This window comes from Pseudomonas sp. Tun-23181 (assembly GCF_057415455.1).
Genome location: NZ_CM171630.1, coordinates 817053 through 842162 on the forward strand (window position 1 = coordinate 817053; position 25110 = coordinate 842162).

Here is a 25110-nt window from a genome sequence, read left to right on the forward strand (position 1 = left end):
ATCACACCCCCAGAACGTGGACGGACGACGCCGCATGGTCAACCCCGGCAATCCCGCCACCGGTGCATTGCGCAACGCCGATACGCGGAGAGTTGGCTTGGCGTTTACCGGCACGACCTTGCAGTTGCCACATCAGCTCGACCATTTGCGCTACACCCGTGGCGCCCAGTGGGTGACCCTTAGCAAGCAAACCGCCGCTTGGATTGACTGGAACACGTCCACCGATTTGAGTAGCGCCGGACTTCAGCAGAGCTACGGCTTCACCGTGCGGTGCCAGACCCAGGGCTTCGTAGTACAGCAATTCGGCGATGGTGAAGGCGTCATGCAACTCGACTACGCCGATATCGCGAGGTTCGATGCCAGCTTGTTCGTAGGCTTGGCGGGCGGCGCGCGCAGTGATTTCAGCATCGAGGATGTCGTCGCGGGCACCTTCTACCAGCCCGGAGACGACGGTGGAGCCCAGGACACGCACGTCCTTGGCGTGAGGGCCGGCGCGCTTGCTCAGCACCAATGCAGCGGCGCCGTCTACTTGAGACGGGCAGCACTGCAGCAGCGTCAGTGGGTCGGCAATCATGCGCGAAGCCAGTACTTCTTCCAGGGTCACCGTGGTTTGTTGCTGAGCAAACTCATTGAGTGAGCCGTGGTAGCGGTTCTTCACGGCAATCGCAGCAAGGTCAGCTGGCTGAGCATCACGCTCGTGCAGGAAGCGAGTGGCCCGCATCGCGTACACCGCTGGAAGCACCATGCCGGCCTGGGCAAACAGGTCGGTTTTTTCGTCATTGCGTTGCATTGGAATGGTGCCGCCACCCAGTTGGGTCAGCTGCTCGATACCAAATACCAGAACAGTGTCGTACTGCTCAGCGATCAGTGCGTGGCGCGCAAGGTGTACAGCGGTGGCACCACTGGCGCAGGCATTCTCGATGTTATAAACCGGGATACCTGCCAAACCGAGGTCACGCAGGATCACTTGACCCAGAATCATTCCACCGAGAACGTTGGCGCAATAGATTGCCTGAACATCCTTGAGCTCAATACCGGCATCGGCTACGGCAGCCAGAATCGCCTGCTGAGCAAGCTCCGGGGCTTTCACCCCTGGGTGCTTACCAAAGCGGGTCATCGCCCCGCCCATAACGTGCATGGCTGTCATTGCGCATCCTCCACCAACTCAAACACATAGCCAAAGGTTTCGTCCGGCAACACCCGGCAAACATCGCCGATCTCAGGGCGTCGTGGGCCGTTCACGCGACCGAACAACCGCACTGGGCCAGGCATGTCCACATAACCAAGGGCAAACGGCTGCAGCCCGCTCTTGGGGCTTGGATTGATGATGGTGTAGCTGTAAATCCAACCTTCGCCGGCCAGGACGACCGCGTCGTACTGTTCAGACAGCGGGGAATGGGCAGAGACAGGCGGGAAAACCAGATCACCCGATACACGATGACGGGATGCGAGCAACCTCGAAGGTGCTTGGCTGCTCCAAAGGGATGTATTCATTGTTCGACCTCCAGTAACAGATGCCGCGATCGCGGCGTCGTGGAGGCCATGTTCAACAGTCCGGAGGAGCACGACAAACGATATAAAGACGCCTTTGGTTTGAGAAAAATTCAAACCTCGTGTCGTAACGAGACCCGAACCTAATAAATTCGCACAGCCACTACCATAAGAGCATGTGAGGAGCTCTGTGCTTATCGCCTGCCTGGAGCCCGCCGATGCTGGAGTGGCGGGCATCCAGTCGTCTTTCTCAAGCCTCTTTCAGAGCTGCAGGATCAATTGGTAAGGAGCGCAGTCGTTTGCCAGTAGCGGCATAAATTGCATTCACCACAGCCGGCGCGATGGTTACCGTCGACACTTCTCCCAAACCACCGGGAGACTCATCACTTTCAACTCGCCATGTTTCGATTTGGGGCGTTTCATTGATGCGCAAGACACGGTAAGTGTCGAAGTTACCTTGCTCGACCTTTCCATCCTTAAACGTGATGTTGCCAAATAGCACAGCGCTCAAGCCGAAAATCGTCCCGCCCTGAACCTGCGCAACAACGCTATCAGGGTTGATTGCAATGCCACAATCCACCACAGTTGAGATCTTGTGCACGCGTACCTCACCACCGGGACTGACGCTGACTTCCGCTACCTGGGCGGCATAAGTACTGAAGCATGAGGTCAAGGCGAGACCACGGCCATGTCCAGGGGGGACAGGCGTATCCCACCCAGACTTTTCCCTCAGCATCTGCAGCACCTTGACTGCCCGAGGATGATGCTGAAGAAGCGGATAGCGATACTCAAACGGGTCAGAGCCACTGAGCTGTATCAATTCATCAAGCAGTCCCTCGACCATGAATGCGTTTTGAGTGTGCCCAACCCCGCGCCAAAACGCTGGCGTAATTCCCTTCGGAGGCTCGTGGCGAACGTAGTGCACGCTGAGCGCGGGGAATGCGTACGGGCCGCTGGCATCACGAACGGCATCGCGGTCAATACCATCGGTAAAAGCAGCCGGCAACCAGCGCGCAAGGATCGAGCCGCCAGTCACTTTGTGCGTCCAGGCAATTGGTTTTCCCTTGTCGTCCAAGCCTGCACTGAGGTGGTTGTAGTGGAACGGTCGTAGCGTGCTATGTCGCGTGTCTTCCTCACGAGACCAAATGACTTTCAAGGGATAATCAACCTGGCGAGCGAGCTTCACTGCATCCTCGACGAAATCGACCTCCAGTCGTCTGCCGAAACCTCCGCCAATAAGGTGGTTATGCACCTGTACAGACTCTTCCGGCAGCCCGGTGATTTTCGCGGCTACGGCCTTCGCCCTCGCCGGTACCTGTATGCCCAACCACAGGTCACAGCCATCCTTGCGAACGTGCACCGTACAGTTGACAGGCTCCAGGCACGCGTGGGCAAGAAACGGTACCTGATAGACCGCCTCGATTTTTTTGGCCGATTTGGCAAGCGCCTCTTTGGCATTGCCTTCGTTCTTCACTTCAAGTCCAGGTTCCATTGACGCTGCCATGATGTTCTTGAGCATCGACTCGCTCGAGACGTTGGCATTTTCGCCGCCATTCCATTTGACCTGAAGCATCGCCAAGGCCTTACGCGCAGCACCCATATGGTCGGCAACCACTGCCACTGAATTATCGGTGCGCAAAACCTGGCGAACTCCCTTCACCGCCATCGCTGGTGCAGGGTCAACAGAGTCCAGCGTTCCTCCTACGATGGGACACAGCATCACCGCTGCCACCTTCACACCTTCCGGGCGAGCATCGATGCCGAAGACAGCTTTCCCGTTGACCTTGTCAGGCGTGTCAGTACGCTTAGCGGGTGTCCCAATCAGCTTGAACTCCCGCGGATCCTTTAACGCGACAGTCTCTGGCATTGGCAGCCGCGCCGCTGCATCTGCCAACTCTCCATATCCGGCGCGCTTCCCGCTCTCTAGATGCGAGACGACGCCCTTATCAGCCTTGCAACTGCTGGCTGGAACGCCCCATTGATTCGCCGCAGCGGTGATTAGGAGAGTCCGGGCGGTCGCCCCCGCTTCGCGGAGCGGCTTCCAGTTTGCAGGTACCGACGTGGAACCGCCCGTTACCTGGAACCCCAACATCGGGTTGGCGTAGCGCTTATCGTCAGCGGGCGCATGCTCTATCACGACCTGATCGAGACCGACCTCGAGCTCTTCAGCAATCAGCGCCGGCATGGAGGTGTAGGTACCCTGCCCCATTTCGACCGGTTGAATGGTCAGGAAAACTCGCCCCTCGCGATCAACTCGGATATAGGCATTAGGAGAGAATTCTGCGCCCTGCGCGAACGCGCCCCTCATCGAAATTGGCAGCGAGAAACTGATCAACAAGCCACCGCCGAGGGCAGCGCCTGCCATGATGAAGCTGCGCCGGCTAAGCCCAACAGATTCCTGTGAAGGGTCTTGTGGCGATAAGGAGGCGGGCGTGTTCATGAGCGCTGCTCCGTTGTGTTCTGTCCAGATTGACCAGACGCAACCTTGATCGCTTCACGAATTCGCACGTAGGTGCCACAGCGGCAAATATTCCCCGCCATCGCACCATCAATGGTCTGGTCGTCCGGCTTTGGGTTGCTGGTCAGCAATGCAGTGGCAGACATGATCTGCCCTGACTGGCAGTACCCACATTGAACCACTTCTTGAGCCAGCCAGGCCGCCTGTACGCGCTTCCCGACCTCGGTCGCACCTACCCCCTCAATTGTGGTGATCTGTGCTGATACCAAGGCGCTGACAGGCATCATGCATGAGCGTATGGCTGTGCCGTTCATATGGACGGTGCAGGCCCCACAGAGCGCCATCCCACACCCGAACTTGGTACCTGTCATTCCAAGAACATCGCGCAACACCCACAACAGCGGCGTGTCGGGGTCGACGTCCACTTCATGAGCGATACCATTGATGTTGAGAGTTTGGCTCATGCGACCTCCTGACCCATTCAGTAGTGAACCATCTGTGCGGGAGGGCGACCGAGATAACATCCTTTAAGTCGCACCAAAGCCTCCGGGCAATTCTCCCCTCCCAAGCGTAGAGAGTTTGCTCTTCAGAATTGGCGCGTTTTACTGCATAGCCCTTGAAGGAAAACTGAAAACTGACGAAGTGGACAAGGCGTCCGGCACCAAAGGTAACTGGTCGGTTAGTTCCCTATGGCATCGCTTCGACGCAAATGATCAATGAGTAGGCGTAGTCGCTTGGAGATGCTTCTCCGGTCAGGGAAGTACAACATATAGGGTGAAGCTGGCAGGCTCCAGTCGGCTAATACACGTGCCAACTTCCCTTCTTGCAGTAGCGCGTCCAAATGACCGTCAGCCATGTAGGCAATGCCAAAACCGTCCACCGCAGCCTGTGTCAAGGCAATGGGATTACTGTAAATCAAGCGGCTTTTGACCCTTACTTGAATGGTTTCCTGGCCATTGTCGAATGCCCAACGCTCTAGGGCGCCGCTTTCAGATTGGCGATAGCCAATGCATTCATGACGATGCAGGTCATCCGGGTGATCTGGCGCAGGTCGACGAGATAGGTAAGCTGGTGACGCAAAGGCACCCATCCTCAGGGAGGAACCGACGCTCACGGCGACAAGATCCCGTTCGACTTGGGTGTGCAAACCAAAGCCAGCGTCAAAGCCCTCCAGAACCAAATCGATCCTGGATTCATGCAAAATGACCTCAACCTCAATGGCAGGATACTGCTCAAGAAAGCTGCCAAGTGCAGGTCGCAGGATGGTCATGTAAGCCGATGTTGTCGCGACCAAACGCAGTTCTCCGGAAGGCACGCTGGCGCTGTCTGCAATATCTTGTGACGCTTTTACTAGCTCCTCCACCAAGGGCTCGATCTGCTTGAGAAAGCGTCCCCCCGCCTCGGTCAATCTGACACTACGGGTCGTGCGTTTGAACAACACCACCCCAAGCCTGTGCTCGAGGCCTCTCACCACCTGGCTGACAGCCGACGGCGATACACCCAATTGGTGTGAAGCCGAAGTGAAACTCCGCTGCCGCGCTACCTGTACAAAGGTCACCAGACCATCAAGTTGATCTTGGCGCATAACCGCTCTCCGAACGCCTTGCTGTCGACTGCAGCTCAACTTAGGAACCAAGAAGGCTTTTGATTGCAAAGATCCGTCTTGAGCACCTGCCCGACAAGCGAAGAAAATGGACGACTGACCTTAGAAATACTCAACCCATTGACTTCACAGATGAGGTGGCTTCGGCGCGCCCAATAAGATAAAGGCCGCCCAGAGGCGGCCTTTACTCAGGCAACGGTATGCCTGTTGAGGTAGAAGGACGTCGACGTGCTCTGACGCCCCCAAGTAACACTGAGTGGGCCGAGCTGGCCGCGCACTTACCGTGGTGAAGTCATCACCACAACGCCACGGTGTAGGTCAGAATCAGGCGGTTCTCGTCGATGTCGCTGGTGAAATTACTTCGCATACTGGCGTTCTTCCAGCGTATACCAAGGTTCTTCAGGGGGCCGCTCTGAATCACATAGCCCAACTCGCTGTCTCGCTCCCATTCCTTACCTGCCCCACTCCTGCCCCGCACCACGACGTCATCGCCCGAGATGTAGCGCGTCATGAACGTCAACCCTGGGATGCCCAGGGCTGCGAAGTTGTAGTCATAGCGGGCCTGCCACGACTTCTCGTCCTGATTGCCAAAGTCGTTGATCTGTACTAGGTTGACCAGATACGCGTCAGTACCGTTGATATTGGCGAAGCCGGTGTCACCATCCATTCGCTGGTATCCAAGACCGAATGCATGGCCTCCCAGGCTGTAGGTGAACATCGCCTGCAGTGCTCGGTTATCGACGTTGCTTTCGCCATCGTCGACACTGCGTGCAAAGCGTACATCCGACTTCAATGCCTGACCTTTCGTTACGTTCCACACGTGGTTTAGGGTCAGGTAATGCTGCTTGTAGATGTCCTCCAGCCCACCGTAGTAGTAGCTGGTGCTCAGGTCGGGTGACCACTTGTAGGTGGCACCACCGAAGTTAAACTTCTCGCTGTCCAGATACCGTCCGAGTCGAATGTTGCGTGACACCCCGTTGTAGACAGCCATCGGCTCGTAATCAGAAGAGTTGCGCAGGTTTACTCGGTCAAGCTTCCCCAGATCCACAGACAGATTGTCGATTTCCGTGCTGTTCAACCAGCCGCCCCGAAATGTCTGTGGCAACAGTCGACTGTCATTGGAGAATGCCACCGGCAATTTCGGGATCAATGTACCGACCTTCAAGGTGTTGTCGGACACCTTAATTTTTCCTGTCACGCCTACTTCACCGTACTCGTCCTGTGCCCGGTGCGGCGCCTCCCGGTCAGATTTGAGTAGCCCAGTGCCCGTGCGATCAGGGCTGGAGTCTAGCTTGATGCCCAACAAGCCTATGGCATCGACACCGACTCCTACCAGCCCTCGCGTGTACCCCGACTCATAGCGCAAGATCAGGCCTTGTGCCCATTCTTCAGCCTTGTTTTGCGCTGCGCCTACTTGCCTAAAGTCGCGGTTGAAGTAGTAGTTCCGGGTTTCCAGGCTGGCCTTGCTGTCACCGATAAAGTCTGCGCTGGCGCTGAACGGAGCCCCCGCTACCATGCTGCAGATTAGGAGTGACCAGGCGTGTGGAGCAGGATGACGAGTTTTAAAAACCGGGAGGTGCGGGCACGAGGATTCGTTGATCTGGTCGATCGAATGGGACAATTTCATGAGGAGCTCTCTTATTCTTGTTGTGTCCGGAGCGATTACCGGATCGCATTGTGCGGAGCTGATCGTAGAAACCGGCCAAACCCAGTGACAATCGATTAAAAGGGTCGTCACGGCTGAGTTTTTATCAATGCGACCCTACGGCGAACGCCTACTGAGGGTCGCCACCGGTATCAGAGCGCGAAATCCAAAGCCCTCAGGCTGGCGTTACCCCCTATTGCTGTGACGCAATACAGGTACTAGAAGCAGGTCATTTCCAGCGTCTTCGTTCAGTCAGGAGTGTGGCGGGCCGCATGAGTAACCTGGATCGCCAACAGCAGGCCTGCCGAGAGAATCACCAGGCCGACCATCTGCCAAAGCGTCGGAATTTCCTTGGTGAGAGGGATGCCAATCAAAATGGCTATCGCTGGAGCAAATGCTGGAAACAACGAGGCTCGCGCAGCGCCTAAGTATTCGACCGTCCGAGAGAACGTGAACAACGCCACAACACCCGACAAGACACCTAGTACGAACGCTTGCTGGATCAGCATTGAGGTATCGACCCGCATCAGGTTGAAAAGCCCATGTGTGGCTAGATAAAACGGCGAGTAGATCAACCCCGAAAGCACCGAAAGAACTGCTGTAGCAGCCATGGGGGCAATCCTCCAACGCAGTTGAAGCACGGTAAATAACGCCCACATGCTGCCCGCCGTTGCGAACAGCAAATCCCCCTTCCACGCGTCTGAGCTGCCATCTAACAATGCGGGCCCTGCGGTCACGGCAAGACCTGTGATGATGATCGCCACCCCCGCTAGACGTCGCTTCGAAGTTCGCTCGCGGGTGATGATCACCGACAAGGCGATCCCCATCAGCGTCAACGTCCCAAGCTGGATCACTGCACTATGCGCAAGCGGCGCATAATTAAATCCAGACGCTCCGACCAGCACAAACGGCGGGCCTGCAAGTAGCGCAAGGACTGAGCCCTTAACCCAGCCAATGCCGGCAAGCTGCAAGGGCTGATGGCGACAAATCCATGGCAACATGATGATGCCTGCCGTCGAATAGCGGAGAAAGGATAGGTCTTCAGCTGTCAGGCCAGCCGATATGCCTTGCCGCGTTACGGCCAGGTAGCCGCCCCAAATCACGGCAGCGATCATCCCGAAAGCAAGCCCATAGCGCTCACGCCTGGCCTGCGATGAGTGCGCCACCACGTCAGCTTTCATGTTCCCCTCAATGACGCTGAGCGCCGGGAAGTTGTCTTGCACTGGTGCTTCCCTCACGGGCCGACGGGCGCCGGGGGATCCCAGTGGGTCTCAATCGGATTTCGGGAAATCTGTCGACACTGACACATGCCGCCAGCGGGCCAGAATGTCTGCAACTGCAGCATTTTTGGTTTCAATTGCAGAAACAGTATCGCTGCCCAAGGGCAAGCGAACTGGAGGATTGGGGGCGTCAGAGAATTCCACAATCACCTGTGCGAGGCGATCTGGATCACCCGGTTGTATGTGGTTCATATTAGCGGCGCGGTTGCGAACAGCCCCGACAGTACTGGCGTAGTCTTCGATGTGCGCACGGCTCATTGCGAGCGATATCGAGTCGAGGAAGTCAGTTCTGAAATATCCAGGCTCGATCACGGTTGCATGGATACCCAACGGAGCCAGCTCTTGGTACAGCGCTTCCGTCAGCCCTTCCACTGCAAACTTCGAGGCGCAGTAGACACCGAAACCGGCTCCACCTCGATACCCTCCAACCGACGAAATGTTCAGAATGCGCCCGGAGCGCTGAGCGCGCATGTAAGGCAACACTGCCTGGGTGACCCAAAGTACGCCGAACACATTGGTTCGAAAAAGCCGTTCCACCTCATCCGTTGTTGCCTCCTCCACGGCACCGACCAGCCCAAACCCGGCGTTGTTCAACAGGACATCAATGCGACCAAACCTGTGAACAGCATGCTCTGCCGCCGCTCGTGCCTGAGCTTCGTCCGTGACATCTAGCGGGAGTGACAGCAAATTCGGGCGAATGCCCAGCCGTTTGATCAAGGCAGCCGTGTTACGCGCGGTGGCAACGACATTCTCGCCCTTCTCAAGTGCGAGCTCAGCGACCCTGGCTCCAAAGCCGCGGGATGCACCGGTGATAAACCAAGTTTTCATCGTCTTCCCCTTGAAGGCGTTTTCTCATGCCGATTGGAAAGCTCGAAGCCTTGGGCTATGGGGTTGGTTGAACCCGACGCCACAATTCATTGAATGCCACGGAATCAAAGAAGGCGGTCGACTTCACAATTTTTCCCTCGCGCATGTCGAGGAACCAGGCATAGGTGTTGGAGTAAGGTTTCCCGTCTTTGGCAGTACCGTTTGCATCAAAGAGGACGATCACTGTCCCTTTGTCTTCGTAGATCCGGGTAATTTTTGGTTTGAGCCGTTCGCCCATCCGCGCATTGAAGGGGCGAATGACTTCGCTCATGAATGCTTCCCGATTTTTGTAAGTTTTCGACGCGAGGGAGTTGCCAGTGATCGTCCAGGTAGCATCATCCGCAAGCAAGTCATAGGGCCCACCAGTGCCAGCAGCCCATGCATTGAAGGCTTGTTGAATCAGGGCCGTATTGTTTGACTTGTCCAGCCCGGACTGCTGCGCCTGCACCACGTTGATCGAGTTCACGAACAACAGACCAACCACAGCCCAGGGAACAACCAGGAGCTCCTTTCGAAAGGAACACGTCATGGATTTCATCTCTCAGTCCTCGTCGTGTCATTCTGGTAAATACACTCAGACGCTGCCTAGCACGTTGCTCGTCAGCGTCCGGTATCATCGCCTCACTTGTACGTCAGGACGGCCCTGCCCACGAAGTCAGAATCTCGCAGTCGATCCAGACAGTCGTTTACATCTTCGAACTTCACGATGTTGATTTGGTGTTTGATCTGGCCCTTCTTGGCAAGCTCTATCACCTCGCTGAGATCAACGTAGTTACCCCAGAATGAGCCGTAGTAGGTGTACTCGCGTGCCACGAGCGGAAACAGCGGAATGTCGATGCGATTGCCAACTAGCCCCACTGAACAATACGCCCCGCTGGTAGCGAGCATGCCGGTGCCAAGGCGAATACTTTCCTCTGCCCCAGAGCAGTCGATGACGGCATTGAACTCGCCCCGCCCAGTCTCCCGTATCAGATCTTTACGAACCTGATCCAGGCTCTTCCCTCTGACGTTGATGATCACATCGGCGCCAAACTCCTTGGCGATTGCCAATTTCTCATCGCTGCGTGCCAAGGCCACCACAACGGAGCCACCAGACAGCAGTTTTGCGTACTGAACCGCGTACATTCCAAGGCCGCCGAGGCCGTTGACCGCAAGGATGCTGTTGGGGCCCAACACCCCAGCCTGCTGTAGTTTCTTGATGCCACGGTACGGCGTCAGACCGGCATCGGTCAGCGGCGCCAACTCCTCTGGCTTTAGGTTGTTCTCACTGCCCAGTCGGATCAGCCACTGGTAGGGCACCGGAACATATTCGCCATAACCGCCATAAAGACCGAAGCCTGGCCAGCGTCCATTACCGCAGATCTGGTGGTTACCTACACGGCACTGGTCGCATTCTCCGCAGCCCCAGCCACCGACCACCACGACCTGATCACCTTTAGCAAGGCCGGAAGCTGCAGGCACACCAGTACCTACGGCTGCAATGGAGCCCGCAATTTCATGACCTGGAGTTGCTGGGAAAGGAAGATTCAGCGCTGTGAAGTAGCCATCGACCAATTGAAAGTCTGTTCTACACATCCCTGCTGCTTCGACACGAACAAGTACTTCTGTTGGAAGGATATCCGGTACGTCAACTTCCTCGATGACAAGCGGTTGTTTGTAGCCGTGCATTCGGGCTGCGCGCATTTTCATAACCAATCTCCACCGTCTGTAGGCAAGCGGGTGCACATGGTGGTGGGGTGATAGGCGACAGAACAAGGTAGCCTCATGGACTCCCTGTACCCACTGCAAATGCACGTGAGCTTGAAGGTCTAGCACAGTACATTTTGTCCGGCCAAACGAGCGAAGCGTGATCTGAATCACTAGATAACACGTGAAAATAGTTGAAATTATTAATAAAAACGCCTTCGCGCAGTTAATTGGCGCGTTTTCAAACATGGGGCTTGAAGGAAAACTTCACAATGGCCATGTTGAGGTCGCTGCGTTTCCCTTCCCAAGGGTGTCACCTTGAAGCCGCGCATGAAAGCCAGCATCAGATTTGCTCAAGCGAAGCGCTGTTTATATCACTTGCCAAGGCTTTTCAGACTCAACAGTATTTTCAGAACTTTGAGGGCAAAGCAAACGCTCCCCACCTGATTGAATAGCTGATCGGTTCCATTTAGACGAGGAAGAGCGGATGCAGTTGAACAACCCTTTTTTGCAAGGCCTGGGTGTCGAATTGGTTACCTGGGTTGATGGGGAAGCCGAATTTCACATGCCCATTCAGGCCCAACACCTTAACCGGCAAGGCATGCTGCACGGTGGACTGGTCGCTACATTGCTGGATGCAGCTTGTGGTTATGCCGGCCTTCACGCATCGGAGCATGAGGAGGAAATTCATGGCGTGACGGTCATGCTGAACATTTCCTACTTGAGTGCAGCTCGTGAAGGTACCGTGATTGCCAAAGGGAAAGTGACGCGGAGCGGCCGCAGCCTCTACTTCGTCCAGGGCACGCTTACATCTAACCAAGGAGAACTGCTGGCGACTGCCCAAGGGACATTCAAGCGTCGATGAGCCGGCTCAGTAACCGAGAGAACGAACGCTCAGCACGGGTGGATTTTGCAAGATCGTGTGACACAGCTGTACTAGCCGACGCCTCCATAATCGGCTTTACTGATGCGATACAACCAAGGCCTCGGAGAGTGACCAGTATGTCTTACTCTACCTCAGCTGATCTGCAGCTTCCGGATGGCATTGATCTGAGACGGGCCGAACTGGCGGCCTTAATCAAGAAATTCGCCACAGGCTTTGGCATTCACCAGACCGCGATCAAGGATCTGCACCTGATCCGCAGTGATCACCCTACTCAAGACCTCCACCAAGTACACAAGCCTGCACTATGCGTAGTCATCGATGGGCGCAAAGAGGTGCGGTTGGCCAACGAAACCTACATTTACGACCCGCTCAACTATTTGGTGGTATCGGTGACCCTGCCTATCGTAGGCAAGGTTATCGAGGCCAGCGCTGAGCAGCCTTATCTCTGCTCAGCTTTGCCGCTTGATCGCAGATGTAAGCCCAATCGGAGTGCCCGTTCCGCGCCATGGCGAGCGAGGGCTATTTCTTGAGCGTACTGATGTATCGCTATTGGACGCTGTTCTGCGGTTACTACGTCTGTTAGAAACGCCAGATGACATTGCAGCCCTCGCCCCTTTTGCAGTGCAGGAAATTTACTATCGACTTTTGCGGGGGCAGCAAGGGCAACGCTTACACGAAATAGCCATTCCCGACTCTCAGACCCATCGTGTCAATCGCGCAATCGAATGGCTCAACAACCACTACGCAGAGCCCTTAAGCATCGAGAACCTGGCACAGTTGATCAATCTTAGTACCTCAGCCTTGCATCACCGTTTCAAAGCGGTGACAGCTATGAGCCCACTGCAGTACCAGAAGCAATTGCGACTCCAGGAGGCACGGCGCCTTTTGCTCGCTGAACAGAGTGATGTCTCATCGATCGGCTATAAAATGGGCTATGAAAGCCTTTCGCAGTTCAGCCGCGAGTATAGTCGTCTATTCGGCGCTTCACCGAGCAAGGACATGGCCCGATTAAAGGCGCAAGCGGGATAGATCCGCTTTGCATATAAACATTACTAGGCTATTCGAGAGCAGCTATCGATTAACTTCGGTGCCTACTTGGCCGTAGCCCATCCGATGACGTATCTGCGAGAGATAAACCAGACGATGACGAACTAAACGCCCCGGGCCTAGATCCTCATTATCGAACAGCAGCTTACTAACGCAACAACGATTCCCTATCGCACCGGCGCCAACCTGGGAATAGCTATTAATGCCAAGGGTTCTGAAGCGTGCGCGCAGAGGGCCAGTCAAATTTCCATTGTCCCTAATCAGAGCGACAAGATTTAGCTATACCTCTTTCGCTTACTTACGAAGAATTTAGTTGCTGGTCAGGATCCACTTGGCAATGCTGATACGATCCGCCTCGCTCAGCTGAGCCTGGGGTGGCATTGGAACCTGCCCCCACGCACCTGCCCCCCCATTTTTTATGCTCTCGCTGAGCTGAACCGCGGTCTTACTCCCATCACGATAACGATCAGCGATTTCCTTCCACGCTGGCCCCACGGTGCGGGTCGTTGCCTGGTGACATGCAGTGCAAGCGTTAGTTTGCAGGAGATTGGGTACATCCTGTGCATGTACGCCCTGCCCTGCAAACGAAAGGAAAACCGCAATCCCGGATGTGATTTTTTTCATGGCCCTTGCTCCAGTGCAGAACTGACTAGCTGATATTAGTTGCGAACTAAAGTGTCGGATTATTTTTTTGTAACCATGAGTGAAAAGCAATGATTATAAATAATTAATGGTTTATGCCAAGCAGAAATAATGTTGGCTTATTGATAACCACTCGCAACTCTGTTGCAACCAATGATTTTGAATAAGCAGTCGCGGGACTTTCAGTCATGATACTGGAACCTGTTTGATCTTTTCTCAACTCAGTCGCGAGAATAAGTGCGTTGTCTCCGCCCTGGTGTCCTGCCTAGGATCGGAACTGGACAGGGCCATGGGCGCGATGTACAGAGTCGCACGTAATTCCGGCCCCGTGCTTTGGCTATTTCTGGGGCATTCCCGACATCGCATAAGGACAACAATAATGAGCGAACAAATTGGCTTCATCGGACTTGGTGCAATGGGTCAAAAAATGGCCATGCATCTAATCGTCAACGGTTTCGATCTCAACGTTTACGATCCCAATCCCAACGCCGTGGTACCCTTGGTCGAGTGCGGTGCACGCAGCCATGCTTCTCCAAAAGAAGTTGCCGATGCAGCTCAAATTGTCTTGGCTTGCGTCCCTACTCCAGAAGTCGTAGACCAGGTGATTCTCGGCGTGGATGGGGTGATTGAAGGCAAAGCGGTGAAGATCGTCGTAGATCATTCCACCACAGGGCCGAGCATGGCCCGGCACATACACCAAGTCTTGGCGACTAAAGACATTATTGCTCTTGATGCACCGCTTGCTGGCGGCGTCATTGGAGCCAAAGCTGGCACCTTGTCGGTAATGGTCGGGGGCGATAAGTCAGCCTACTTGCAATGCCTGCCAGTATTCGGTGCATTCGGTCGAAAGATTGAGCACATTGGCGATCGGCCAGGTCTCGGGCAGACCTTGAAGCTAGTCAATAACATGATCGTCGCCTCCACACTCGTCGGGACTTCTGAAGCATTGCTATTCGGTATCAACTCCGGTTTAGACCCTAAGCAGATGCTCGACATCCTCAACGCAAGTACGGCTCGTAGCTTCACTAGCGAAGCTTTGATCGCGAACTCAGTGTTGAGTCGAGAATTCGACTTCGGATTCCGCTTGGACTTGATGCACAAGGACATTCGCCTGTTTCTCGCTGAGGCTGAAAAAAACGGTTCGCCTGCCTTCACCTCCGCTGTGGTCAAACAGTTCTATGATCAAGCCATGAGCCAGGGCGATAAGGCACGCGACATGAGCCACGTTGTGGAGGTGCTAGAGGGGTTGGCGGGAGTAAAAATTCAGGGCTAAATGTCGAGACACATTAAAATTCGCTTCATAAGGAAGGAGTGTGGTTAGCTGGCGATGACTTACGATAATATCGTAAGTCATCGCCTTTCCTTGCTGCAACACTGTACAGCCACCTTCTACCAGTAACCACTGAGTTATTATGCGTGGCAATTTAAAAAATAAACCCTTAAAAATGTTTTTAAGGATTCTCCGATCAAGTCACCACAGGCCGTCTGACCTGTGCTGAAATAGCCCTCCGTCCAACTACCCTCTACAAGCCCTCCATCCCATGAGTCAGATGAGCTTTTCCGATTTCGAGTACGCCGGTAAGCGCAAGCAAACCCGTCGCGAGCGTTTCCTGGCCGAGATGGAGCAGGTGGTACCGTGGAGCGGTTTGGTGGCATTGATCGAGCCGCACTACCCAAAGGCCGGCGGTGGTCGCAAGCCGTATCCACTGGAAACCATGCTGCGTATTCATCTGCTGCAGAACTGGTTCTCGTTGAGCGACCCAGCCATGGAAGAGGCGCTTTATGAGATCACTTCGATGCGCCAGTTTGCTCGCCTGACGCTCAGTGCTCCGATCCCCGAAGACACGACAATCATGAATTTCCGGCACCTGCTGGAGAAGCACGAACTGGCCTCGGGGATTCTGGAAACCATCAACAATTACCTGCGAGACAAGGGGCTGTCGTTGCGCCAGGGCACCATCGTCGATGCCACCATCATCCACGCTCCCTGTTCGACCAAGAATAAGGAAGGTAAACGCGATCCTGAAATGCACCAGACGAAGAAGGGTAATCAGTATTTCTTCGGCATGAAGGCGCATATCGGTGCCGATGCTGAGTCGGGCTTGGTGCAGCACGTCCACGGCACAGCGGCGAATGTGGCTGATGTAACAGAGGTCGCCCACCTGTTGCATGGCGATGAAAACGTTGTCTGTGCCGATGCGGGTTATACCGGCGTCGAGAAACGGCCGGAGCATGAGGGGCGGCCGGTGATCTGGCAGATTGCGGCTCGTCGTAGCACCTACAAGCACTTGAGCAAACGCAGCGTGCTCCACAAAGCCAGACGCAAGATCGAGAAGGTCAAAGCGCAGGTGCGAGCAAAGGTCGAACATCCATTTCGTGTGATCAAGCGCCAGTTCGGTTATGTGAAGACCCGCTTCCGTGGCTTGGCCAAGAACACGGCGCAATTGACCACGCTGTTTGCCCTGTCGAATCTGTGGATGGCACGCCACCAATTATTGTCTGGTGCGGGAGAGGTGCGCCCGTGAGGGCAGATAACCAAGGCGTTGCCTTGGTTATCCATAATCAGCGTCTGAAATCGGGCTTTTCGGCGTTCCCAAGCCGTCCATTTCCGGATGATGAGTAACTTGTTCGGAGTTTCCTTAGCTTATTGCACTTATCGCGGACACTTTCCGAAAGTTTGCAAAAAATTCGGACACTTTCTTAGAAAAAGTTGCAAATAATCAGGGCGCTTTCTTAAAAAAATGTCCTGAGTGCAAACGGAAGCGCTATAGGCCGCGAATTACGGACGGGACGGAAAGTGTCCGTATTTCGCGACGGTCACATCCATAATGATGGTGCGCTCAGCCTCATGAAACTCGTCGCGGATTTTCTGATAACCCAACGCTGCGTAGAACTTCTCCGCTGTAATCGACGACGGCACCCGCAAAACGCCAACGCCAGCACTGGCAGCATCAGCATGAATGACATCCATCAGCTGTCGACCGATACCACCACCCTGGTACGCAGGATCAACGAAAACACTTCTAACTACTTCCCCGTCGAGGCTTGCCGTACCGGTAATATTCTCGCCTAGCAAAGCGACGAAAACCTTGCGCTTATCGAGCAGTACGCTGATGGCTTCTGGAGCGAAACTACGCTCAACTTCAGCGATAACGTCAGGTGAATAATCCTGTGAATTCGACTCGCGCAGAGCGCTGACCACTACACGGCTGATCGCTTCTATATCTTCGCTGGTTGCGGGGCGAACCTGACACTTCATGATGGGAACCCCAATCCTTAACGATCACAGCGTAGCCCACCGCAAACGGATCTTGCTTTCACGTGCTACCCGGGGTCGGCCTTCGAAGTTGAAGCCCCCTACCCGCTCACCTGTGAATTTGAACGTTTGCCTGGAGAGGGGGCCCACTGGAGCAAGCAACGTCTAAAAGCGCGGCATATTCTTGGTGACGCAGTGAATCCCACCCCCACCCGCGGCAATCGGGTCGATATTCACCTGTTCCACCACCCGTCCCGGATAGAGTTTGCTCAACAGCTCCTTGCAATACTTATCCGCCTGCGTATCACCGAACTGGGGAGCGATCACCGCGTCATTGATCAGCAGGAAGTTGATATAGCCCGGCGCGAAATCCGGATTGTTCTTGGTGTACTGGTTGCGGCGTATCGCCAAGGGTGGCGGCAAGGTATGCACCACCAGCTTGCGCCCATCAGCGTCGGTGGCTGCGGATATCCAGGTGCTTTCGGGTCACCGCGTAGTCATAGGACTCCGGGTCGTTGTCCAGGTTGGCGATCACTACCCCAGGCTTGACGAAGCGTGCATAGAAATCGACATGCGCGTCAGTGATGTCCTGGTCCTTGATCCCCGGCAGCCAGATGATCTTGCGCAGCCCAAGCTTGGCCTTCAGCTCGGCCTCGATCTGCGCCCTGCTCATGCCAGGGTTGCGGTTGTCGTTGACCCAGCAGCTCTCGGTCATGATCGCGGTGCCATGACCATCGACCTCGATGCCTCCGCCCTCGCCGACAAGTTGGCTGCCGATGTAGGTCGCCTCGGTTTCATCGCTCAGGGTGTCGGCCACACGGGTGTCATTGGCCGACGTCTGTTTGTCGCCCCAACCGTTGAAGTTGAAATCCACCAGGCCCAGCCCACCTGAGCCATCGACCACGAAACAACCGCCGTAGTCACGTATCCAGACGTCATCCAGAGGCATGGTCAGATACTGGATATTGCGGGTGCCGCACTTGCTTTTGGCCAATGACAACTGGGACGGCCGACAGAGCACGGTCACTGGCTGATACTTGGCGATGGTCTTGGCCAACATGGCGATGGTGTTGTTCACCGCGTCTTCCCAGCCTTCCCATACCCGTGAAGAGGCCGCAAAGGCGAGGAATACGCGTTCCTGCGGTGCATGCTCATCGGGCATGTACCAATTACTGGCTGTCGCGGCACGCACCCGCGGAGCGCTCAGGCCAAGGCCCATGGATGCGACGACACCCAGGCCGGCGGCAGCTGTCAGTTGTTTCATGAAATCACGACGTGTAGGCATGTTGTTGCACTCTCATCTGCTGGTGATTGGCCGCTTGCACTCGGCCATGCCGTCCCTGGCAGGGCACTGCCGCAGCGGTGTTACGAGCGACCGGCGGTTCAGTCGACCTTCACTGTCTTGAAGGTGGTCCAGGCACGCATGCGTGCCCGCATGTCGCGCTGTGGGATGTCCCTGCCGGGAATCAGCCGCTCATAGGTGGCCTCATCGACGTAGATATCCGGGTTGTTGAGCATGTCGGCCGCCACCATCGGCCTGGCCTTGGCGCTGGAGGTGGGATAGCCGGTGAAGTTGCTGATCGCAGCCATGTTCTCCGGGCGCATGACGAAGTTGATGAAGGCATAGGCGTAATCCGGACGCTGGGCGTCGACCGGGATGGCCATGGTATCCATCCACACCGTGGTGCCCTCCTTCGGGATGTGGTATTGGAAGCGCACCTTTTTGCCGGCTTCGTCCGCAGCACGCTGGGCTTGGGTCATGTCGCCGCTGTAGCCCAGGGACAGGCAGATATCGCCATTCACCAGTTGGGTGACCGGCTGCGACTGGAACTTACGGATGTATGGCTTGATGCGCTTGAGCAGCGTCGTCGCCTCGGCCAGCTCCGCCGGTTTGGCACTGCGCGGGTCGTGGCCTAAGTAGTTGAGCACCACGGCCAGCACCTCGTCGGGCGAGTCGATGATGGAGATGCCGCAATCGGCGAACTTCGCCGCCAGCTCGGGCTTGAAGATCAGGTCCAGGCTGTCGACCGGGGCATTGGCCATGCGTTGCTCGATCATCGCCTGATTGGCGGTCACGCCGATGGTGCCCCAGGTGTAGGGCACCGTCGCGTCCCGTGAGTGAGGATACTTGGCATGCAAGGTGCGCAGCCCAGGCTCGATGTCGTCCAGATGCTCGAGCCTGCCCGGGTCCAGCTTCTGCAGGGCGCCGGCGCGCATCAGCCGCTCAGCCACGGTGTCGCCGGGGAAAATGAGGTCGTAGCCGCTATGGCCGGACATCATCTTGGCCTCCAGCGTCTCACTGCCGTCCATGACGTCATAGATCACTTGGATGCCAGTCTCTTTGGTGAAGCTGGCGATGGTGTCCTCGGCGAAATAGTCCGCCCAGTTGTACAGGCGCAAGGTCTTCTGTTCAGCGTTGGCCGACAATACGGCACAACTCAGGGCCAGGCTCAATGAGCCGATCAGCAACTTGTTCAGCGCATTCATTTTCAGACTCCAGGCGTTTGCCAGTGCACATGCGTTCGACGGCCGTCCAGGCCCAGCAGCGGGCCGTACATTTCCGGGCGACGATCGCGGTAGATGCCCCAGGTCTGGCGTTCCTCACGCATGAGGGCGAGGTCCAGTTCGCGCACCAGCACCCCGGTCGAGTCGCGGTCCGCTTCGGCCAGGAGCGTGCCCTTGTGGTCGCTAATGAAGGACGAGCCGTAGAAGCTCATCCGTAGCTGCGGATCGGTCGTTGCCACTTCATGACCGACCCGGTTGGCGGCGATCACCGGGAGGATGTTGGCGGCGGCATGGCCGCGCTGGACCAGCTGCCAGTGATCCCGCGAATCCAGTGCCGTAGCGCCCGGCTCGGAGCCGATGGCGGTTGGATAGAGCAGCACCTCGGCGCCCATCAGCGCGAGGCAACGCGCGGTTTCAGGGAACCACTGGTCCCAGCAGATGCCCACGCCGATGCGACCGAACGCGGTATCCCAGACGCGAAACCCCGTGTCGCCCGGGCTGAAGTATTCCTTCTCCTGGTAACCAATGGCGTTGGGGATATGCGTCTTGCGGTACACCCCGAGCAAACGACCATCGGCATCGGCCACCGCCAGCGAGTTGAAATAGGCATTGCCGGCCTTCTCGAACCACGACAGCGGCAGCACCACGCCCAGTTCCTTGGCCAGCGCGGCAAAACGCTTGAGCAGCCGGCTCTGGATATACTCCTCGGCCAGGTCCAGATGCTTGTGATCTTGCTCGATACAGAAGTACGGCGTGGCGAACAGCTCCTGCAGGAGGATCAGCCGAGCGCCCTGGGCAGCGGCGTCGCGCACCAATTGCTCGGCCTGGTCGAGATTCTGCTTGAGGTCCCAGCCGCACGCGAACTGGGTCGTAGCGACGGTCAGCTTGCTCATTGCCCTACCCCTTTCAGCGGCCAGGCCGGTTGCTGTTGAGTAATGCAGTGCACGCCACCGCCGCCATGGGCCAGCTCGTTGATCCGTACCGGCACCACTTCGCGGCCAGGGAAGGCCATGCGCAGCGTGGCAGCCGCCTCGTCGTCGGCAGCAATGCCATAGGCCGGCATGATGATGGCGCCATTGCAGATGTAGAAGTTGGTGTAGGAGGCGCAGAACACCTCGGCCTCGGTGTCTACCGCCTCGCTGGCCTCGAACAGCTCGAGCATCTCGAAGCGGCGGCCCTGGGCATCGGTGGCCAGCTCCAGGGCCCGGCGGTTTTCGCGCACCACTTCGGCGTACACCGAGCCCTGATCTCGGGTGGCATCCACCAACAGAGCACCGGGACGGGCAAAGGCGCACACGCCATCGACATGGCCATCGGTCATGTCGCCGGTGACGTAGTCAGGATCGCCCGGCAGCCAGATGGTCTTCTTCACGCCGAGCAGGCGGCTGAATATCGCTTCCATCTCGGCTTTGCTCATGCCGGGGTTGCGATTGGGGTTGAGCAGCACCGACTCGGTGGTGATCAGGGTGCCCTGGCCATCCACATGGATGGCGCCACCCTCGTTGGTGAGCGGTGTATCGAAGCATTCCAGGCCCAGCGTGTTGAGAATGCGCTGCGCCAAGGTCTCGTCCAGGCCATGCGCCGACTTGCCGCCCCAGGCGTTGAAGCGCCAGTTGACGCCGGCAGTGCCGAGTTGCGGATGACAGACGAAGCTCGGGCCGGAGTCGCGGCACCAACTGTCGTCGATCGCCAGCTCGATCAGTTCGATGTTCGGCCCGCACAGCTCGCGGGCGCGAGCTACCGCAGTGGGATCGACCACCATCTTCACCGGCTCGAAGCGAGCGATGGCGTTGGCCACCCGGGCGAAGTCAACCTGCACCTGGGCCAGCGTCACGCCCCAGCTGGCTTCCCACAGGGCCTGGTTATGGGGAAATGCCATCCAGGTAGCGACATGGGGTACCCATTCGGCGGGCATGAGCCAACCGTTCTGCGAATCGTTGAATTGCATACAAGCGCCTTCAGTTAAGTTTTTCTTTTGGTGGGAATTGCGACTGCGGTAATGACTTGTATGCTAGGTCTGTAAAAACGCGGAAACAAACGATAGATTTTGCGCAATTTTGATTAGGAGAGCTTATCAGGCATGCTCAAACACTGGCCTCCACTGAACGCCCTGCGTGGCTTCGAAGCCGCTGCCCGTCTGGGCAGCTTCCACAAGGCCGCGGAAGAACTCCACCTCACGCAATCGGCCATCAGCCAGCAGATCCGCAGCCTGGAAGGCTTTCTCGAACAGCCCCTGTTCTTGCGCAACGGCCGCAGGGTGGCCCTGACCGATGCGGGTTTCGACCTGCTCAGCACCACCCAGTCGCTGTTGCAGCAACTGGCGGTAGGCATCCGTCGCCTGGACCAGTACCGCAAACCGAACCAACTGGTGGTCAACACCACGCCGGCCTTTGCCCGCCATTGGCTGGTACCGCACCTGGCTGACTTCCACCGGCAGCATCCCCAGGTCGATCTCTGGCTACTGACCACCGACGAAACGCCGGACATGGCCACTCAGACCATCGACATCGCGGTGCGCGATGACCTCAGCGCCCAGGCCGAATGCAGTTTTCGTGTACTGCTCGAAGACCGCCTGTATCCGGCCTGTCACCCTGACCTGCTGGACACCCCGGTGGATCGACGCACCACCTTGCATGGCGAACGCGAGATGGATTGGAGCCACTGGCAAGTACAGGGCGGTCGCGACGTCGGCCAGCACAGCCAGGGCCTGAACTTCTCTGACCCGGGCCTGCTGCTGGATGCGGCGGCTCAGGGGCTGGGGATCGCCCTCGTCAGCCAGCTTCTAGCAGCCCCAGCGCGCGAACGTGGGCTACTGGTACCGCTCGATGACCAGCGCGTGCGAGGGCCCAAGTGGGCCTGCCTGGTGCACCGTGACAGCGAGGCGGACCCGCTGAGCAAAAGCTTTTGCGACTGGCTGAGCCGCTCATTGCAGATAAGGGTTGCGCTGGAATAAGCGTCCATCGATCCCCCCGCGCCCCGCCTCCTACTACACACGACATGACGGTCTCGTGACAGCGACGGGGCCACAGGATCCCCCCGCCCTCACCCCGCAGGACAAGCCTTACCCACATGGAGGTGCTACCTGCACGCCTGCAGACCGTCACGATGCCCTCCCGGCTGTTATCGGTCTAGCCAATACCTACCTGCGATCAATCGATTGGAACGAAAACGACGATGACCTGAGCATGGCCACACGAACACACAACAACAAGGAACCGCCCATGCCTGCTCACTTCCACAACCCGGTCGCCACCGTTTTCGGTGGCGGCAGCCTGGACCGCATCGCCGATCTCTGCGAAGGGAAGGTCGCCCTGGTGACCTTCCCTGAAGCGGCGCAGTTGGGGCTGATCGACCGCGTGCGCGCCCAGCTCGGCGAACGCCTCGTCCACGTGATCGATGACGTGCAGCCCAACCCCGACGTGGCCTGGCTGCGCGACGTGCACGAGCGCTTCTGGCTCGAGGCGGAGGACTGCACCACCGTCTTCGCCCTCGGCGGTGGCAGTGCCATCGATACCGCCAAGGCACTGATCGTCGGCACCGCGTCCGGGCACTTCGATGAGCTGCTCGACCTGCTGGCCACCGGCAAACCCTTCGTCCCGGCCCGGCACAAGACGCTGATCGCCGCGCCGACGACCGCCGGTACCGGCAGCGAAGTGACGCCCTGGGCCACCCTCTGGGACGCGCAGCGGCAAAAGAAGTATTCGCTGCACTTGGACTGCACCTGGCCGCAGGTGGCGCTGATCGACCCAGACCTGATGCTCAGCGTGCCCGTCGGTGTGACCACCTCTACCGGGCTGGACGCACTGTCCCACGCGCTGGAATCGATCTGGAACCACAATGCCAACCCGATCTCCGACACCTTCGCCGTCTCTGCCATCGAGGACATCCTCGACTGCCTGCCGCGCCTGCAGCAAGACCTGGGCAACCGCGAACTGCGCTCGCGCATGGCGCTGGCGGCGCTGAAGGCCGGCATGGCCTTTTCCAACACCAAGACCGCCCTGGCCCACTCCATCTCCTACGAGATGACGCTGCGCCACGGGCTACCCCACGGCATCGCCTGCTCCTTCACCCTGCCACTGGTGTTGGGCCTGGCCTGGGGCCACGACGCTGACCGCGACCGCACCCTGCAACGTGTCTTCGGCAGCGATCTGGATAACGCACAGAAGCGCCTGCGTGAATTCCTCCATCGCCTGGGCGTCAAGACCGAATTCGGCGACTACGGGGTGACTGCCGCCGAAGCCGAGGCGATGATCGACGTTGCCATGCAGGGTGCGCGAGGCCGTAATTTCATCGGCTCGCAAGCCGCCTGAAGCTGTCCTTGACCGGGTGGCCCAGGCGGCCGCCTTTTCCTGTTGCACCGAACAAGAGTGCCGACACGCCGAGCCTTGCGCCGGCGCGAGCGAACAAGAAGGAAAACTGCCATGAACCGCGCACAAACCCTGCCTGGCCTCGACTCCTCCACGTCTCCCTTCCGGGCGGCGCAGTGGCGCATGCTGCTCGCCGCGATGTTCTGCTACCTGTTTTTCTATACCGGCCGCCAGACCTTCGGCTTCGCCATCCCGGGCATCCAGGCCGAGTTCGGCCTGAGCAAGGAAACCCTCGGCTGGGTGTCGAGCGCCATGCTTTGGATGTACGCCATCGGCCAGGCCGTCAACGGCAACCTTGCCGACAAGTTCGGCGGCCGCCGCATCATGAGCCTGGGCGCAGTGCTGTCCTGCGGCGCCAACTGGGTCACCAGTTTTGCCAGCGGTTTCGCCAGCCTGATCTTGCCCTGGGGCGTCAATGGCTACTTCCAGGCCCTGGGCTGGGCGCCAGGCAGCCGCTTGCTGTCGAACTGGTGGGGCAGCGCCGAGCGTGGCAAGGTCTATGGCTTCTACGTGTTCGCCGCGGGCTGTGCCTCGGTATTGTCGTACGTCACCTCGGTCGTCGTGATCGATGTACTGCACCTGGAATGGCGCTGGATCTTCCGCCTGCCCGTGCTGCTGATGCTCGCTGGCGGCATCGTGTTCTACCTGGTGGCACGGGAGCGCCCGCAGGACATGGGCTTCGAGCCGCTGGCCGACACCGGCGTGGCGAATGCCGAGGATCGTGCCAGCGAGGCCGCTGATGGTCAGGAGGAATCCTCGCTGCAACGCTACCTGGCGGTGTTGAAGAACCCGCGCCTGCTGGTGGCCGCGCTGTCCCTGGGTTTCCAGAACGCCGCGCGCTATGGGCTGATCGTCTGGGTGCCGGTGCATTTCCTCGGCGCCGACTGGCAGAAAGGCCAGAGCTTCATCGACCCGAAGTGGATCACCATCGCCCTGCCCGTCGGCATGGCCGTCGGCGCGCTGAGCAACGGTTGGGTATCGGACCGTCTGTTCGGCAGCAAACGCTACCACGCGATCGTGCTCTACATGGTCCTCGGCGCACTGACCAGCCTGTGGATGTGGAGCCTGCCGGCCCACAGCAGTATCGGCCTGCTCGCCCTGTTCCTCTGTGGCTTCTTCGTCTATGGCCCGGCCTCCAGTTTCTGGGCGCTGTGCCCGGACTTGGTTGGCGCGCGCCGTGCCGGTACCGCCACCGGGATCATGAACTTCTCGTCCTATCTTTTCGCGGGCCTGGCCGAACCCCTGATCGGTCGCATGTTGGACACGACCGGCAATACTTCACTGATCTTCGTCGTGGTCACCACGGCCTGCGTGTGCAGCGCCCTGGTCGCCCTGTTCGTGCGGCGCTGAGGGCACAGCCATGTGGCTGGCTGCCGG

General features: G+C 57.7%; 21 protein-coding genes and 2 pseudogenes. 7 read left to right on the plus strand and 16 right to left on the minus strand.

Translation table 11 applies throughout. From position 1 onward, the window contains the following. Nucleotide 1: 1 nt before the first annotated feature. From ACDI39_RS04235 to ACDI39_RS04280, 10 genes are all read right to left on the minus strand, one after another. Nucleotides 2–1147 carry a thiolase family protein gene (locus ACDI39_RS04235; RefSeq protein ID WP_410045923.1) on the minus strand — a complete coding sequence of 382 codons (1146 nt, stop codon included), beginning with the start codon at nt 1145–1147 and terminating at the stop codon, nt 2–4. Further along, nucleotides 1144–1494, minus strand: coding sequence for a Zn-ribbon domain-containing OB-fold protein (locus ACDI39_RS04240; protein WP_410045922.1), 351 nt, complete (start codon nt 1492–1494; stop codon nt 1144–1146). The genes ACDI39_RS04235 and ACDI39_RS04240 overlap by 4 nt, the downstream gene beginning before the upstream one ends. 247 nt (nt 1495–1741) lie before the next feature. Next, on the minus strand, nt 1742–3931 hold the full coding sequence (locus ACDI39_RS04245) for a xanthine dehydrogenase family protein molybdopterin-binding subunit (protein ID WP_410045921.1): 2190 nt from the start codon (nt 3929–3931) through the stop codon (nt 1742–1744). Beyond that, the gene (locus ACDI39_RS04250) at nt 3928–4413 is read right to left on the minus strand and encodes a (2Fe-2S)-binding protein (protein ID WP_410045920.1); all 486 of its coding nucleotides are present in this window, start codon (nt 4411–4413) and stop codon (nt 3928–3930) included. Before ACDI39_RS04250 ends, ACDI39_RS04245 begins: the two co-directional genes overlap by 4 nt. Before the next feature lie 215 nt (nt 4414–4628). Then, nucleotides 4629–5534 carry a LysR substrate-binding domain-containing protein gene (locus ACDI39_RS04255; protein ID WP_410045919.1) on the minus strand — a complete coding sequence of 302 codons (906 nt, stop codon included), beginning with the start codon at nt 5532–5534 and terminating at the stop codon, nt 4629–4631. A 313-nt stretch (nt 5535–5847) separates the two neighbouring features. Then, nucleotides 5848–7068, minus strand: a complete 1221-nt coding sequence (locus ACDI39_RS04260) for an OprD family porin (protein ID WP_283725578.1) — start codon at nt 7066–7068, stop codon at nt 5848–5850. Nucleotides 7069–7445: 377 nt separating this feature from the next. Continuing rightward, nucleotides 7446–8378 carry a DMT family transporter gene (locus ACDI39_RS04265; RefSeq protein WP_283725564.1) on the minus strand — a complete coding sequence of 311 codons (933 nt, stop codon included), beginning with the start codon at nt 8376–8378 and terminating at the stop codon, nt 7446–7448. A 90-nt stretch (nt 8379–8468) separates the two neighbouring features. Then, on the minus strand, nt 8469–9305 hold the full coding sequence (locus ACDI39_RS04270) for an oxidoreductase (protein ID WP_283725565.1): 837 nt from the start codon (nt 9303–9305) through the stop codon (nt 8469–8471). 55 nt (nt 9306–9360) lie between these two features. Further along, nucleotides 9361–9882, minus strand: a complete 522-nt coding sequence (locus ACDI39_RS04275; protein WP_283725566.1) for a nuclear transport factor 2 family protein — start codon at nt 9880–9882, stop codon at nt 9361–9363. A gap of 83 nt (nt 9883–9965) precedes the next feature. Further along, nucleotides 9966–11033: an NAD(P)-dependent alcohol dehydrogenase gene (locus ACDI39_RS04280; RefSeq protein ID WP_283725567.1), complete on the minus strand. Its 1068-nt coding sequence runs from the start codon at nt 11031–11033 to the stop codon at nt 9966–9968. Nucleotides 11034–11517: 484 nt separating this feature from the next. Between ACDI39_RS04280 and ACDI39_RS04285 the strand changes: the two genes are divergently transcribed. Both ACDI39_RS04285 and ACDI39_RS04290 read left to right on the plus strand, forming a co-directional pair. Further along, complete coding sequence (locus ACDI39_RS04285; RefSeq protein WP_410045918.1) at nt 11518–11895, plus strand: PaaI family thioesterase; 378 nt, start codon at nt 11518–11520, stop codon at nt 11893–11895. Nucleotides 11896–12032: 137 nt separating this feature from the next. Further along, a pseudogene (locus ACDI39_RS04290) lies at nt 12033–12945 on the plus strand (AraC family transcriptional regulator). Between the two features lie 327 nt (nt 12946–13272). On the opposite strand, the gene ACDI39_RS04295 reads toward ACDI39_RS04290, so the two are convergent. Next, nucleotides 13273–13587, minus strand: a complete 315-nt coding sequence (locus ACDI39_RS04295) for a c-type cytochrome (RefSeq protein ID WP_410045917.1) — start codon at nt 13585–13587, stop codon at nt 13273–13275. A 397-nt stretch (nt 13588–13984) separates the two neighbouring features. Here ACDI39_RS04295 and ACDI39_RS04300 point away from each other — a divergent pair, with 397 nt between their 5' ends. Together ACDI39_RS04300 and ACDI39_RS04305 are read left to right on the plus strand one after the other, a co-directional pair. Beyond that, nucleotides 13985–14878 (plus strand): NAD(P)-dependent oxidoreductase, encoded by an 894-nt coding sequence (locus ACDI39_RS04300; RefSeq protein ID WP_410045916.1) that lies wholly within the window; start codon nt 13985–13987, stop codon nt 14876–14878. A 268-nt stretch (nt 14879–15146) separates the two neighbouring features. After that, entirely contained in the window at nt 15147–16130 is a 984-nt protein-coding gene (locus ACDI39_RS04305) for an IS5 family transposase (RefSeq protein WP_486537746.1), read from the plus strand. 254 nt (nt 16131–16384) lie between these two features. Here the strand turns inward: ACDI39_RS04305 and ACDI39_RS04310 are convergent, their stop codons facing one another. The 5 genes and pseudogenes from ACDI39_RS04310 to ACDI39_RS04330 all read right to left on the minus strand — a co-directional run bounded on the left by ACDI39_RS04310 (nt 16385) and on the right by ACDI39_RS04330 (nt 21314). Further along, nucleotides 16385–16864, minus strand: coding sequence for a GNAT family N-acetyltransferase (locus ACDI39_RS04310; protein WP_410045657.1), 480 nt, complete (start codon nt 16862–16864; stop codon nt 16385–16387). Nucleotides 16865–17026: 162 nt separating this feature from the next. Beyond that, a pseudogene (locus tag ACDI39_RS04315) lies at nt 17027–18146 on the minus strand (agmatine deiminase family protein). A gap of 98 nt (nt 18147–18244) precedes the next feature. Next, the gene (locus tag ACDI39_RS04320; RefSeq protein ID WP_225787795.1) at nt 18245–19348 is read right to left on the minus strand and encodes an extracellular solute-binding protein; all 1104 of its coding nucleotides are present in this window, start codon (nt 19346–19348) and stop codon (nt 18245–18247) included. A gap of 2 nt (nt 19349–19350) precedes the next feature. After that, the gene (gene aguB, locus ACDI39_RS04325; protein ID WP_225787794.1) at nt 19351–20259 is read right to left on the minus strand and encodes an N-carbamoylputrescine amidase; all 909 of its coding nucleotides are present in this window, start codon (nt 20257–20259) and stop codon (nt 19351–19353) included. Next, entirely contained in the window at nt 20256–21314 is a 1059-nt protein-coding gene (locus ACDI39_RS04330; protein ID WP_486537749.1) for an agmatine deiminase family protein, read from the minus strand. The genes aguB and ACDI39_RS04330 overlap by 4 nt, the downstream gene beginning before the upstream one ends. 132 nt (nt 21315–21446) lie before the next feature. On the opposite strand from ACDI39_RS04330, the gene ACDI39_RS04335 reads away from it, so the two are divergent. The 3 genes from ACDI39_RS04335 to ACDI39_RS04345 all read left to right on the plus strand — a co-directional run bounded on the left by ACDI39_RS04335 (nt 21447) and on the right by ACDI39_RS04345 (nt 25083). After that, the gene (locus ACDI39_RS04335) at nt 21447–22319 is read left to right on the plus strand and encodes a LysR substrate-binding domain-containing protein (protein ID WP_368815684.1); all 873 of its coding nucleotides are present in this window, start codon (nt 21447–21449) and stop codon (nt 22317–22319) included. Nucleotides 22320–22587: 268 nt separating this feature from the next. Continuing rightward, nucleotides 22588–23676 (plus strand): iron-containing alcohol dehydrogenase PsrA, encoded by a 1089-nt coding sequence (gene psrA / locus ACDI39_RS04340; RefSeq protein WP_486537752.1) that lies wholly within the window; start codon nt 22588–22590, stop codon nt 23674–23676. A gap of 111 nt (nt 23677–23787) precedes the next feature. After that, entirely contained in the window at nt 23788–25083 is a 1296-nt protein-coding gene (locus ACDI39_RS04345; protein ID WP_486537754.1) for an MFS transporter, read from the plus strand. Nucleotides 25084–25110 lie beyond the last annotated feature (27 nt).

Excerpts from the sequence above, each read along its gene's own strand:
- ACDI39_RS04310 (WP_410045657.1), bottom strand. The coding sequence starts at position 16,864 with ATGAAGTGTCAGGTTCGCCCCGCAACCAGCGAAGATATAGAAGCGATC.
- ACDI39_RS04330 (WP_486537749.1), bottom strand. The coding sequence starts at position 21,314 with ATGCAATTCAACGATTCGCAGAACGGTTGGCTCATGCCCGCCGAATGG.
- ACDI39_RS04255 (WP_410045919.1), bottom strand. The coding sequence starts at position 5,534 with ATGCGCCAAGATCAACTTGATGGTCTGGTGACCTTTGTACAGGTAGCG.
- ACDI39_RS04295 (WP_410045917.1), bottom strand. The coding sequence starts at position 13,587 with ATGAAAAAAATCACATCCGGGATTGCGGTTTTCCTTTCGTTTGCAGGG.
- ACDI39_RS04245 (WP_410045921.1), bottom strand. The coding sequence starts at position 3,931 with ATGAACACGCCCGCCTCCTTATCGCCACAAGACCCTTCACAGGAATCT.
- ACDI39_RS04285 (WP_410045918.1), top strand. The coding sequence starts at position 11,518 with ATGCAGTTGAACAACCCTTTTTTGCAAGGCCTGGGTGTCGAATTGGTT.
- ACDI39_RS04280 (WP_283725567.1), bottom strand. The coding sequence starts at position 11,033 with ATGAAAATGCGCGCAGCCCGAATGCACGGCTACAAACAACCGCTTGTC.
- ACDI39_RS04260 (WP_283725578.1), bottom strand. The coding sequence starts at position 7,068 with ATGGTAGCGGGGGCTCCGTTCAGCGCCAGCGCAGACTTTATCGGTGAC.
- psrA (WP_486537752.1), top strand. The coding sequence starts at position 22,588 with ATGCCTGCTCACTTCCACAACCCGGTCGCCACCGTTTTCGGTGGCGGC.
- ACDI39_RS04300 (WP_410045916.1), top strand. The coding sequence starts at position 13,985 with ATGAGCGAACAAATTGGCTTCATCGGACTTGGTGCAATGGGTCAAAAA.
- ACDI39_RS04270 (WP_283725565.1), bottom strand. The coding sequence starts at position 9,305 with ATGAAAACTTGGTTTATCACCGGTGCATCCCGCGGCTTTGGAGCCAGG.
- aguB (WP_225787794.1), bottom strand. The coding sequence starts at position 20,259 with ATGAGCAAGCTGACCGTCGCTACGACCCAGTTCGCGTGCGGCTGGGAC.
- ACDI39_RS04265 (WP_283725564.1), bottom strand. The coding sequence starts at position 8,378 with ATGAAAGCTGACGTGGTGGCGCACTCATCGCAGGCCAGGCGTGAGCGC.
- ACDI39_RS04235 (WP_410045923.1), bottom strand. The coding sequence starts at position 1,147 with ATGACAGCCATGCACGTTATGGGCGGGGCGATGACCCGCTTTGGTAAG.
- ACDI39_RS04275 (WP_283725566.1), bottom strand. The coding sequence starts at position 9,882 with ATGAAATCCATGACGTGTTCCTTTCGAAAGGAGCTCCTGGTTGTTCCC.
- ACDI39_RS04250 (WP_410045920.1), bottom strand. The coding sequence starts at position 4,413 with ATGAGCCAAACTCTCAACATCAATGGTATCGCTCATGAAGTGGACGTC.
- ACDI39_RS04320 (WP_225787795.1), bottom strand. The coding sequence starts at position 19,348 with ATGAATGCGCTGAACAAGTTGCTGATCGGCTCATTGAGCCTGGCCCTG.
- ACDI39_RS04240 (WP_410045922.1), bottom strand. The coding sequence starts at position 1,494 with ATGAATACATCCCTTTGGAGCAGCCAAGCACCTTCGAGGTTGCTCGCA.
- ACDI39_RS04305 (WP_486537746.1), top strand. The coding sequence starts at position 15,147 with ATGAGTCAGATGAGCTTTTCCGATTTCGAGTACGCCGGTAAGCGCAAG.
- ACDI39_RS04345 (WP_486537754.1), top strand. The coding sequence starts at position 23,788 with ATGAACCGCGCACAAACCCTGCCTGGCCTCGACTCCTCCACGTCTCCC.
- ACDI39_RS04335 (WP_368815684.1), top strand. The coding sequence starts at position 21,447 with ATGCTCAAACACTGGCCTCCACTGAACGCCCTGCGTGGCTTCGAAGCC.